Source organism: Paenibacillus sp. NPDC101420, from assembly GCF_050277435.1.
Classification (GTDB): domain Bacteria; phylum Bacillota; class Bacilli; order Paenibacillales; family Paenibacillaceae; genus Paenibacillus_AQ.
Genome location: NZ_JBNNSE010000011.1, coordinates 22,888 through 35,113, shown reverse-complemented (window position 1 = coordinate 35,113; position 12,226 = coordinate 22,888). Strand labels below are relative to the sequence as shown.

14 protein-coding genes are annotated in these 12,226 nt (G+C 40.5%); 4 read left to right on the top strand and 10 right to left on the bottom strand.

Annotated features, from left to right (window positions below):
• Positions 1-134: 134 nt before the first annotated feature.
• The 6 genes from metH to ACQKMP_RS28635 form a co-directional block, all read right to left on the bottom strand.
• On the bottom strand, positions 135-3,512 hold the full coding sequence (gene metH, locus ACQKMP_RS28660; RefSeq protein ID WP_427472345.1) for a methionine synthase: 3,378 nt from the start codon (positions 3,510-3,512) through the stop codon (positions 135-137).
• A 174-nt stretch (positions 3,513-3,686) separates the two neighbouring features.
• Positions 3,687-4,112, bottom strand: a complete 426-nt coding sequence (locus tag ACQKMP_RS28655; protein ID WP_427472258.1) for a FixH family protein — start codon at positions 4,110-4,112, stop codon at positions 3,687-3,689.
• Positions 4,113-4,360: 248 nt separating this feature from the next.
• Positions 4,361-5,146 carry an HAD family hydrolase gene (locus ACQKMP_RS28650; protein ID WP_042188841.1) on the bottom strand — a complete coding sequence of 262 codons (786 nt, stop codon included), beginning with the start codon at positions 5,144-5,146 and terminating at the stop codon, positions 4,361-4,363.
• 33 nt (positions 5,147-5,179) lie between these two features.
• A complete protein-coding gene (locus ACQKMP_RS28645; RefSeq protein ID WP_042188843.1) occupies positions 5,180-5,707 on the bottom strand; it encodes a hypothetical protein in 528 nt (175 codons plus the stop codon).
• A 49-nt stretch (positions 5,708-5,756) separates the two neighbouring features.
• Positions 5,757-5,966, bottom strand: coding sequence for a DUF896 domain-containing protein (locus ACQKMP_RS28640; RefSeq protein WP_042188845.1), 210 nt, complete (start codon positions 5,964-5,966; stop codon positions 5,757-5,759).
• Positions 5,967-6,075: 109 nt separating this feature from the next.
• Complete coding sequence (locus tag ACQKMP_RS28635; RefSeq protein ID WP_339265088.1) at positions 6,076-6,489, bottom strand: LysM peptidoglycan-binding domain-containing protein; 414 nt, start codon at positions 6,487-6,489, stop codon at positions 6,076-6,078.
• Positions 6,490-6,785: 296 nt separating this feature from the next.
• On the opposite strand from ACQKMP_RS28635, the gene lexA reads away from it, so the two are divergent.
• The 4 genes from lexA (at position 6,786) to ACQKMP_RS28615 (ending at position 9,368) form a co-directional block, all read left to right on the top strand.
• Entirely contained in the window at positions 6,786-7,412 is a 627-nt protein-coding gene (lexA, locus tag ACQKMP_RS28630) for a transcriptional repressor LexA (protein WP_042188849.1), read from the top strand.
• 273 nt (positions 7,413-7,685) lie between these two features.
• The gene (locus ACQKMP_RS28625) at positions 7,686-8,024 is read left to right on the top strand and encodes a L,D-transpeptidase (protein ID WP_042188851.1); all 339 of its coding nucleotides are present in this window, start codon (positions 7,686-7,688) and stop codon (positions 8,022-8,024) included.
• Positions 8,025-8,173: 149 nt separating this feature from the next.
• Entirely contained in the window at positions 8,174-8,554 is a 381-nt protein-coding gene (locus tag ACQKMP_RS28620; protein WP_042188853.1) for a hypothetical protein, read from the top strand.
• Between the two features lie 235 nt (positions 8,555-8,789).
• Positions 8,790-9,368, top strand: coding sequence for a hypothetical protein (locus ACQKMP_RS28615; RefSeq protein ID WP_339241622.1), 579 nt, complete (start codon positions 8,790-8,792; stop codon positions 9,366-9,368).
• A gap of 125 nt (positions 9,369-9,493) precedes the next feature.
• Here ACQKMP_RS28615 and ACQKMP_RS28610 read toward each other — a convergent pair whose 3' ends face one another.
• The 4 genes from ACQKMP_RS28610 to ACQKMP_RS28595 all read right to left on the bottom strand — a co-directional run bounded on the left by ACQKMP_RS28610 (position 9,494) and on the right by ACQKMP_RS28595 (position 12,000).
• Positions 9,494-10,300, bottom strand: a complete 807-nt coding sequence (locus tag ACQKMP_RS28610) for an MBL fold metallo-hydrolase (protein ID WP_339241624.1) — start codon at positions 10,298-10,300, stop codon at positions 9,494-9,496.
• The gene (locus ACQKMP_RS28605) at positions 10,273-10,773 is read right to left on the bottom strand and encodes a cupin domain-containing protein (protein ID WP_052404320.1); all 501 of its coding nucleotides are present in this window, start codon (positions 10,771-10,773) and stop codon (positions 10,273-10,275) included. Before ACQKMP_RS28605 ends, ACQKMP_RS28610 begins: the two co-directional genes overlap by 28 nt.
• A 133-nt stretch (positions 10,774-10,906) precedes the next feature.
• Entirely contained in the window at positions 10,907-11,530 is a 624-nt protein-coding gene (locus ACQKMP_RS28600) for a DUF4352 domain-containing protein (RefSeq protein WP_339265098.1), read from the bottom strand.
• Between the two features lie 266 nt (positions 11,531-11,796).
• On the bottom strand, positions 11,797-12,000 hold the full coding sequence (locus ACQKMP_RS28595; protein ID WP_042188862.1) for a DUF5316 family protein: 204 nt from the start codon (positions 11,998-12,000) through the stop codon (positions 11,797-11,799).
• Positions 12,001-12,226 lie beyond the last annotated feature (226 nt).

The window sequence follows — 12,226 nt, the reverse complement described above, 5'->3', positions numbered from 1 at the left end:
CCCTTCTTCATATTGGCTGAACTATCTCTTATCTATTCTAAACGTCCTTCTTCCAGCAAAAAACCCCCCAGTTACGGGAGGTTCCGCTGAAAGGGATATAATCCCCCTACAGACCGGGTGTATAAATGAAAGAATTACAGCTTCTCTACATTAAAATACTGCGCTTCTGGATGAGCGAATACCATCGCCGAAACGGAAGCCTCAGGCTCCATCATAAAGCCTTCTGTAAGGTGAACACCGATATCCTCTGGGGATAACAGTTTAAATAGTGGTCCCTGATCTTCCAGATCTGGGCATGCAGGATAACCAAAGGATACACGAATCCCTTGATATCTTGCCCCATGTCTTTGTTTCATGGTCATATCTGCAGGATCTGGGAAGCCCCATGTATCACGCATCATGTGATGAACACGCTCCGCTAATCCTTCTGCTACTTCCAGCGCTACAGATTGTAACGCATGTGAGCGTAAATAATCTCCATTATCCTTAAGGGCTGTAGAGAGCTCACGAACACCGTGTCCCGCAGTTACCACGAGGAATCCAACATAGTCCATCATTCCACTGTCGACCGACTTCAAAAAGTCCGCTAGACAGAGATAAGGCTCAACACCTTGTCTTGGAAAAGTAAAGGTATGCAGAATCTCGGCTGTATTCTGTGGATTATACACGATAATATCGTTACCACTTGATTGTGCCGGAAAGAATTGATACATCGCATGAGGAGTAATCGTACCTTCCAGCATCGCTTGATGTAGAATGTCATCGACAGTACCTTTCAACTCCACAGTCCGCTCATCACCAGCAGCTAATTGCGCCTCTACAGAACCTCGTAGCCCCAGATGGTGACCGAGCAGCATTTGCATGTTCACATAAGGGATAATATGCCCCAATGGATAATTACGAATAACATGGCGCTCTATATCGGGTGGAACAAATACAGGTGCATCTGGAGAAATTTTGGAGCGTACAGCTCTAGTCAGCGTAGGAAGCTCTTGCTTAGGAGCAACTGCCACTGCGGATTCTGCTTCCACTCGAATTTCCTCGGCAATTTTCTCCCGTTCAACAGGATTCATAAGCCGATTAGCAATATCGAGTCCATCCATAGCATCCTTAGCATATAATACCAGCCCATCATATTCCGGCCGGATACGTGTTTTGGTGAACTTGCGAGTCAAGGCAGCACCACCTACCATAATAGGCACATCAATCCCAGCCGTGCGTAGGTCTTGCGCAGTCAGCACCATCTGCTGTGCCGATTTTACGAGTAGTCCAGACAATCCGATCGCATCGGCTTTTTCACGACGAAACGCTTCGATAATGGTCTCAGGTGGTACTTTTATACCCAAATTAATGATCTGATAACCATTATTGGATAAGATGATCTCCACCAGATTCTTACCTATATCATGCACGTCGCCTTTTACAGTTGCCAGCATGATCTTACCTTTTACCGATGTCTCATCCTTCTTCATAAACTGCTCTAAATGACCAACAGAAGCCTTCATTACTTCAGCGCTTTGCAGCACCTCAGCAACAATCAACTCATTGTTATTAAACAGCCGTCCAACCTCCGACATCCCGGCCATTAGCGGGCCATTGATAATCTCCAAAGGTCCTGATTTGGTAAGCGCCTCATTAAGGTCTGGAATAAGTCCTTCTTTGGTGCCTTCAACAACATATGAAGCCAGACGCTCTTCTAGTGACAGGTTAGAAATTTTCTCTTTTTTCTCAACCTTTTTCCCTCGGAAGGCGGCTACAAAAGCAGCAAGCGTGTCGTCATTCGTATTATAAATTAATTCCTCCGCAAGACGACGGTCTTCAGCAGGAATAGACGCATAACGTTCTACCTTCTCGGTATTTACGATCGCATAATCCAATCCAGCTTTAGTGCACTCATAGAGGAATACTGAATTCAGCACTTCACGTCCTGCTTCCGGTAATCCAAAGGAAACGTTGCTGATCCCCAAGATCGTATGAACACCTGGAAGTGCTTCTTTGATTAGACGAATCCCATCAATAGTTTCTTTAGCAGAGCCAATATATTGTTCATCCCCGGTTCCTACAGGGAACACAAGCGTGTCGAAAATAAGGTCTTCTCCAGCTAATCCGTATTTGTTCACTAGTAAGTCGTAGGAGCGTTTGGCAACTTCCAGTTTGTCCGTAGCCTTGATTGCTTGTCCTGTCTCATCAATCGTACCCACTACGATAGCTGCGCCATACTTATGAATCAATGGAGTGACCAGCTCAAATTTTTCTTCACCATCTTCAAGGTTAATGGAGTTAATTATCGCCTTACCTTGACAGTACTGTAATGCCAGATCAATAACCTTCGGATCGGTAGTATCGATCATCAAAGGAACTTTAACTTTTTTTACAACTAATTCTAGAAACAGCTTAATATCTTCAATCTCATCACGGTCCGGATCTTGCACGCAGACGTCGATAACTTGAGCACCACTCTTCACCTGTGCACGGGCAATTTCTGAGGCTTCCTCATATTTACCTTCGACGATAAGACGTTTAAACTTACGCGATCCTAATACATTCGTACGTTCACCAACCATGTATGGACGGTTGTCGTTCTCAATATAAATAGGTTCAATCCCAGAAAGTGCCGGCGGATGATTTCCTGCAAGCGGACGTGGAGGGAATTGTGAAAGTGCCTCCGACATAGCACGGATATGTTCCGGTGTCGTTCCGCAACAACCTCCCGCAATGTTAAGCCATCCCTTTTCTGCAAACGCAGCAATTTTACGCGCAAGAGAATCAGGAGATTCATGATAATGCCCATTCTCATCTGGCAGTCCAGCGTTCGGATAACAACTCACAGCCGCTGAAGAGATTGCAGAAAGTGAACGAATATGATCGCGCATGAACTCTGGACCCGTCGCACAGTTCAGACCTATAGAGATAGGCTTCAGATGTTCTAAAGAAATATAGAATGCTTCAATGTTCTGACCGGCAAGTGTGGTACCCATCGGCTCTATTGTTCCCGAAATCATCACTGGCAGTTTGATACCCGTCTTCTCAAATGCATTTCGAATACCTATACTTCCAGCTTTCACGTTCAGCGTATCCTGAGAGGTCTCTAGCAATAACGCATCTACTTGACCATCAATCAATGCCACTGCCTGTTCCTCGTAGCTATCAACGAGCTCTTGGAAAGTGACGCCTCCTGTAACAGAGAGTGTCTTTGTTGTAGGACCCATCGCACCTACGACATAGCGGGGACGATCTGGTGTATCATATTTATCAACGGCATTACGGGCTAGTTTTGCTGCAACCAGATTAATTTCACGAGCCCGCTGCGGAATATCATATTCAGCAAGTACAACAGACGTTGCACCAAATGTATTCGTTTCAATGAGATCAGCACCTGCTTCAAGATACTGCTCATGAATCGTCTGAATTACTTCTGGACGAGTTAATACTAGCATTTCATTACAGCCGTCCAATTCTTCCCCACCAAAATCCTCACCTGTCAGAGGCACCTGTTGGATCATTGTGCCCATTGCACCATCTAGAATTAATATTCTTTGTTGTAAGCTTTCCTCAAGTGTATATTTAGCCAACGTATAGTCCCCCCAGTAAAACATTAGAGTAAGTTTAGCAGAATAAAGGAATTTCGAAAAGCCTTCCTTTCCACTCTGCATTATCTGTAATCATAGGAATTGCTATTCTTTTAATTATGGTTTTACAGAGAGTTCTTTATTAGGCATAGAATGCTGAGTTCTAGCAGTTACGTGTGATGTAACAATATATTGTCCTTCTTTCGTTAGTGTTCCCTCTGCTTGATAGATTCCATCACTGACTAGCTTCCCTTTAAATTCAATTTTCTGTTCACTATCATCTTTACTCACAATTTCGAACAGAACCTCTTTCGCATCATCTACTGCCAAGTTGTCTTGCGTCACCACTGCTTCAAAGGTCACCTTCTGATTTACAACAACCTCTTCAGGATTCCAATGTAACTCGACCTTGATAGGTTCCATAGACATGTCCATGTTCATATTATGTACGCCAGAATGTTTAGTTTGGTCTGATGAACATCCTCCCAATACTAAAAGTGTTGCACCTAATAATAAAGGAACTATTGTTCTTGAAATCTTCATTTAGATTCCTCCCAGTCGAATTGATTACTAAGAATCTACCAATTCATGTTATACATTCTCCATCTATTATACACATTATTATTGGTTTTTCAGTATTTCGCATCAATTCAGCTAAACTCTTGTGACTTAAATCATATACTAGTAAATCTCATCTATCATATTAATTATGATGTAGATATAAAAAAGACAGCAAGTCTCCTAGATACCTAGGAACTCACTGCCTTCTTAAAGCTTAAATGAATGAAATTTTATAAAGATTGGACTAATGAAAGAAGCTCTCCAAGATGTTTGATTTCATAATCCGGCTGAATTTCCGGATCTGGCTGTTTACCTTTTCTATTAATCCAAACTGTAGTCAAACCTGTTGCCAGCCCACCACGAATATCCGTTGTAAGCTTATCTCCGACCATAACTCCTTGCTCAGGTGCAATATCTAAAAGTTCTAGGGCATGCAGAAAAATTTCCTTATCCGGCTTTCCTTTTCCGAAGCTTCCAGAGATCACGATGTGATCAAAGAAAGGAACGATTTCAGGTACGCCATCTAGTTTCTCTTGTTGCAATGCAGGGCATCCATTAGTCAGAAGCAATAGCTTCACTTTTCCCTTCAGTTCTTCAAGCACCTGAATCGTTTCTTCATAGATGTAAGGTCGATTTCTACGCTCTGCTGCGAATTTGGCTGCTAATGTCTCAGCAAGAGCTTCGTCCTCTACACCAAGTGCTGCAAGACCACGACGCCATGCCTCTTTACGATATCCCGGTGCAAGCTGCTCCAATTGACGGAATTCCGGCTGTTCACCTGCAGTAAAGTTCCCCCAAAGTGCTTCAAACGGATTAATCCCAATCATCTTTGTAAACGGGTTCGTTTCGTAGGATTCATATAGTCCAATGGCTTCTTTACGCACCGCAAGTTCCAGTTCTTGTGGATCAATCGTATCCCCAGCGGCTTCACATGCAGAACGAAATGCTTCATTAACGCTCCGATCATCCCAGAGCAGTGTATCATCAAGGTCAAATAGTACGGCGGAAATTGGCATTACAGGTCTCCCTCTCCCATGGCTGGTTAATTTCTATTCGTGAACTACTTCAATTTGGTGAGCTTTTGCGAATGCTTCCAGTCGAGTCCCCATTGCATTGGTATCATAACGATTCATAAGTCTGGTAAAAATCCATTTCGTGCGTTTGCCTTTATGCTTAATTACAACAGCTCCACGCGAAAGGATGATTTTCTCAATATCAGAAGCTGGCAGATAACGTTCGCGGTTGAATTTTATAGTAGATAGTCTAGCATTCTCTACCTTCAAGTACGGACGTCGGAAGAACAGAAGTGCCGCTAGTAAGTAGTACAAAACGACTCCTAGCCAGTTCATAAGCATACCATTACCTTTGGCTTGGTCCACTGAACCAATCATCCAAAACATAGTACCAAGCACTAATAACACTACTGGAAATGCAATGTTACGGCCTTTAAAGGTTTCGCTGTTCTTACCAGGAGATTTAGATTTAGATGCGTAAATCGTTTCCTTCCCCTGTTTCTTTCTTTGCTTATTAATTTGCTGCGTGTTGCGTTGAACCATTCTTTCCCAAGAACGGGCCATATGCGTTCCCCCTAGTCATCCAGTAATATCTATGAAAAGGAACAGGGTGTTAATGCTTACGCCCCTTGTTACCTTGTTCATGCTCATCATTATCGACCAATTCAATCGTATTCAATTGTGCTCGGAAGTTATTGCGAATATTCCCCAAATAAATTTCACGAAGCTTGGCGCGTTCCGCCGTTTCCTCTTGATTAAGGCCTACGCTCTTCTGTTTGCGTGCCAATTCGTTAATACGCGCGACCAACTCATCAATATTCAAAACTTTCCCTCCCCTTATAAATTAATTCTAACTCTGCCATGAGAAAAAGAGCTTGTCAAGGTTTACTCCCTGCAAGCTCTTCATGTCCTCTTATTATGTTCTTAGAATATTAATATATAGGTAAAGTGAGAATATCTCCAGCATTAATCTGACTACCTTTAATGCCATTGGATTTTTTAATTCCTTCTATATATACAGCCGTTTTCATATCAGAAGGTTTATTCTCAAGAGCAATACTCCAAAGTGTATCTCCACGTTCAACCACTACGCGCTTCTCATCCTTCATTAAAGTAGTAGATCCTGCAAATACATTACCTACTACTGTAAGTCCTGATAGTACGAGTACAATGATCAATGTTAGTTTAATAACAAAATCTCTACGGAACAAACGCATCAAGCCTTCAAGCAAAAGCTCTGTTATCTCTTTAATCTGAGCTGAATAACGGGTAATAGGATTATGTCCTAAAGATTCAACCACTGGGGCTTTATCGTAGATGCTACGGTATGTACTGTATTTTAACATGAATATCATCCTCCAAACACTTGTTCTTACTTTTGAAATTATAATAACACGAACATGTGTTTTGTTCAATACTATTTTAGAACAATTGTTCTCTTTTTTTTCAGAGGTTAATATTTACCATATTCTTCATATAAAGAATCACTCTTATTGTTTAGATGAAGGAAACGCAATCAATACAAGACTACCATTTATTAACTCTTTCGAATTAATATTTATAATAGTTAGAACTTATGTTTGTGCGAACGGTAGTTCTATGTTATAATTTTCCCAAACATTACTATATGGGGTTGATTCCAATGTCAAAGATTTCAAGTCGCCAGCTGGCGATCCTGGAATTTATACGTAGCGAAGTCCGCAGCAAGGGTTATCCTCCTTCCGTCCGGGAGATTGGAGAAGCTGTTGGTCTTGCTTCCAGCTCCACAGTTCACGGTCATTTAGATCGGCTAGAGAAGAAGGGACTTATCCGTCGAGATCCAACGAAGCCTCGTGCGATAGAATTGCTTGGCCAAGAGGATTCCGAGAATGTCCATCATTTCGCGCAAACCGTCGCGCGCATTCCTGTCGTAGGTAAGGTTACCGCCGGGGTTCCTATCACTGCTACTGAGAATATTGAAGACTACTTCCCGCTTCCAACTCACTATGTTGGAGATAACAAAGTATTTATGTTATCGGTTCAAGGTGACAGTATGGTCGAAGCTGGGATTATGAATGGCGACTATGTTATTGTTCGTCAACAACAAACGGCTGATAACGGAGATATCGTTGTAGCTATGACCGAAGAAGATGAAGCAACCGTTAAGACTTTTTATAAAGAACGTGATCATATACGTCTTCAGCCGGAGAATCCGGCGTACGAGCCTCTTCGCCTTAATCGCGTGACCATTCTCGGCAGAGTTATCGGATTATTTCGAGATATCCACTAAGTATGCACTCCTACCAAGCGAAAACGGATACCGCCCTTTAAAGGACGGTATCCGTTTCTACGAGAAGTATAAGGATAGGGTATATCGTAAAAATATATACTTTCTTTTATTTTTTTAAAAGCTGTTCTGCAAATGCAGAACAGCTTTTTTATTGTTATCAAACTCCATTTATCAATTACAGAACATTTGTTCTTATGGGCTAAAATGACCATTTTTAATGAATAACCGTTTAGGCATCCTCCTCATATCTTAATTAGAAAGGAGTGTTGCACAATGCCAAATTACCGGATTATAGTTGATCTGACGCAGCGTATGCTTTATCTTCTTGATAACGACATTGTGATCAGGGGCTTCCCAGTCGGAATCGGTAAAATGTTAACTCAATCACCACTCGGTGAATTCACAATCATTAACAAACAACCCGATCCAGGTGGTCCATTTGGGGTCTTTTGGATGGGTCTATCTAAGCCTCACTATGGGATACATGGAAATAATGATCCCTCATCCATAGGGCACGAAGTATCCCACGGTTGTATTCGTATGTACAATGAAGATGTGTTAGCACTAGCTGCGATTGTTCCGATTGGAACACGAGTAACGATCAGGAATTAAATCTATCTCTATAGATAAACACGCCTCACTCATGGTTCAATGGAGGGGGCGTGTTTGTATTTATGTATTTTTGATGACCTAATAGGAATTATGTGGTTATATGTCGAATAATGTTAACAGGATTTCAAATTGAAAGGAAGTGTCTCGTTTTGAACAACTCAAAAATTAGAACCCTCGTCGATTTTAAAGTCGATGCACTTGTTAAACTCTCTGGCTTATTGTTAAATAACGATCAAGCGAGTGGAAAAAAAGTAAATTTACTCACCTCATTCGGCAGTATTCAAGGGACCATATCCCCTTCCACCTCCAATAAAGAGGATGTTTTTGACTTAAAATCTCTAATGGATGATGTCATTGTAGATGAATACATATCTTATTTAGGTGCGGAACATCCCGATAAAAATTTCAGCTATAACTTTGTAGTCCTTAATGATGTTTCTGTAAGACCCTATACTCACTATGAATCTCCGATCGAATACAAACAGCTAATTGTTTATACCGATCAAATCACAGCCTTCAATTTCTTATGATTTTGACATAATTATTTTAAAAAGCTCTCAACAAAGCACTCCAGCAGTTGCCCCAATTTTGCACCCAGCTTGCAAAATCGGCAGATCTGTGGGTGCTTTCTCTTTTTCTAATCAGTAGTCGTTTCCTAAATTCCCACGATTTTCGCTCTTAACAGATACTAGTAGAGAGAATTCAGGCATATCTTTCAATAAGCAATAAATCTTGCTCTACTGAGATCTTTGGAGGTGTGATTACATGCTGATTTTCTTAATGTATATGTTTGCCATTGTAGGAGGAGTCTTAATTCTAAGTGCCGTTATTATAGAATTAAAAAAACTATCTACTTCTTCTGAACTTTCTAAGCTGTTAAACGCAACCTCATCTTTTAATATTATATTCACCAAAACATTCATTCCGCCCAATCAATCTCACTTGATCGCCCTTAATGAACCTTATAAAAAAATAGCAATAGGTACCAGCAATCCAAAAACAAGCAAAAAAGCAATAGCAAAGCTATACTCGTTCGACAATATAATGGGATCAGAGATTGTTGTTAACGCACTAACCCTTTCAAAAGTATCTAAACGACAACAAAACAGCAAATCAACTGCTTCAAGTGCGGATATTAATGTGCTTAATAACGTTGACGAAGAGGCTGATGTTATCGAGGAACTTACGCTTAAAATATACATGAACAGCAATGAAATACCTGTGTATAGTATCTCCTTCTTGCCAGGCTTATTGCCCATTCAACAATCCGACAATCAGTACAAAGAAGCCTACTCCCAAGTCCAACAATTGCATGCATTCTTCAGGTCGATCGTATCCGAATAAATGCCCCCCTTCCACCTCTGATTACTTCACTTTACTTTACCCAATTAGAAATTTTGAAAACCTTAAGGAAAGACAAAAAACGGTCCTTTTGGGGGGGGCCGTTTTCGCTGCATCCAACATTCATTTTAAAATTGCACACTAAATCCGTTAAATTGGTGAATGCCCGTACCATGAGCAACAAGATCCCGTTCACGTAATTCACGAACTGCCTTCATAACCTCTTGCAAAATAGCTGGATCTAGACCCAACGTATTATGAGAGCCAAATATTTGTGATACACCTGGAATTTGTGCAATCTTTTCTAATGAAGCCACTAAATCAACAGGACTAGTAGAGGGATAAAAAGCATAAATTGGCGTAACATCATACAATAAATCCCCTGTAAACAGATACCCGTTCGCATGATCAAAGATGCTAATATGACCTGGCGAATGACCCGGTGTGTGGTAAATTTCTAATCTACGCCCGCCTAAATCAAGCACATCTCCCTCTCGCAATAGAGCCGTTGGTTTCCCTTGATAAGGTGTATACGTATTAGGATCAAACGTCTCAGGAACAGGAAGAGTAATATCTCGGCTCATATCTTTTCTGATCTGGGCAAGGGACAAACCTCGTATTCCATTAATCAGCCAATCCTCATCCTCTTTATGAACATAGATCGTCTCAAATTGTCCATGACTGCCTATATGGTCTGCATGCACATGCGTAGTGATGACAGCGATAGGTAAATCCGTTAACTGATCCGTTATTCTTTTTATATTATCGATGCCTAATCCCGTATCAATCAACACCGCTTGTTCTTTCCCTAACAACAAAAAAGAGTGCACCTTTTCCCAATGTCCATATTCACTGATTGCATAAGTAATTGGATCAATTTTCGTGACTGTGAACCATCGATCTTGAATCAAGTGTGATCCTCCATTCCGTTCCATTTCTCCCTTACCTGCTCTTCTCCTTTATAATAGTCCGCTTGTTGATCTGCCTGATAAATTTCTTGATAGGGGAGAATGTTGATTTTACCTGAGTCCGGATATTCGCAAACATCTATGCCCTGGTTCGTTCGGAGATCAAGATACTTGCAAGGGGCATCCGTATGATTATAAAGTTGATGCGCTCCTTCAGGTCCTATTTCAAAAAATAGTACATCACCTTCAGAAACCTCACTAAAACCCTCGGGAGTTCTTAACATCGCTTTTCCCGTCAAAATCACAAATATTTCTTCAGCGTTTCTATGAAAATGATAAGGAAAGGAATACTTATCTGGATCAAGCGATCTTATGTCGAAGACAAGATGTTTAGAATTAGCGATTTCAGCTAACCTCTCACTCGTATGCCAAGCAAACTCAGGGATCGGAGATAACTTTTGTTTAAATGAAACTGTATTTTCATTAAAAATCTTCGCCAAATATAACACCCCTCATCCATTACGCTTTTCTTTCAATATAATCGGTTTGGTACTTTATGTAAATGCAGATTATCAGGTTTAATAATAAAAAAAGCCCCGCCAGCTTTGGCGAGACTCTTATATGTGAAATATCCTATTTATTTTGAAGAACGATTTTGATTTCTCCATCTGAACTAAAACTTAAAACCGTAAAATCAGTATTGATTTCAAGTTCTTTCCAATCCTTAGGAAGCTGGTAAGCTAGTTTGCCACGAATTTTCTTTCCTGCAGCTAAAGCGCCGTCCATTGTTCCTACTTGACTATCCAAAGTATGAGCCAAGAGATCTTCATTTATGGAGAAGCTGTCTTGGTATGCATTGAACATTAGCATAGAGCTTACCATATAATCTTTACTGGAAATATTCTCAAGTATAATTCCGATTTCTACAAACTCATTACCCTCTGATGGTTGTACATAATCATTTCCCTTAGGCTTTTCCAGAGACTCAACTGTAAGCTTAAAATTCTTAGTTGTGATGGTTTGTCCAACTTCAGTTATCATCGTTTCCTTTGGCTCTTCAGTAGGCTTGCTGGTAGGCTTTTCCGTTTCGACCGGTTTCTCTGTTGCTGCAGTATCATCTACCTTTGCCACTGCTGGTTCTGATTTTGATACTGTAGGTTCACTATCATTCCCCTGTGATCCAATCACCCCTATTACAACAAAAACAATAATAAGCCAAAACCACCATTTTTTAAAAAAAGGTTTCTTTGTTTTCAATATTCTACTTCCTCTCAGATAATATCCATTTCCAACTTTTGCTAGGAAAATATACCCATATTATCCTATGAAAGATATACCTTTGCAAGAAAAATATAAAATAATGTCAGATGATAAGAATAATTGTGACTGTTGTATTAAATTCCATTTTACTAGAATTATAAATACAAAAAACCTCAACGGCAAAGACATCAAGGGTCTAAAGGTTCTTGTAAAAAGTCTTGTATTGCACTCTTTACCACTCTTGAACTTGAGTGAGGTAAATATCACATTAAATATACTACTCCAGCTATAGCCAAGGAAAGAACTCCTCCTAAAGCTGACCATTTCGCTACTTTGTTTTTAATTTTACGGTCTTCTTTGGATTCCGAATAAAAATTCCCTCTTTGCTGAGTACCTGTCGTAAATCCGCCAACACATATACCAGAGATCACAAAAAAAGCCAGTCCTATATATATGAATATGCGCATATTAGTGCTCCTCCCAGGAAAGTATTGGATATCTATATATAAGATATTCTAACATTATTCTCCACTACTATTGGAAAAATTAAAATGTTGTATGACGAGAATACACATAATCGAGGAATCATGGGTATGAGCTCAGGTGCTATTTTTGTGGCGATTGGTATTGCGGCCCTTCTGGTGTCTACTTAGTTTCTCAACTAACGGAGAAAGTCCTCTTCTTCGAGTTTTG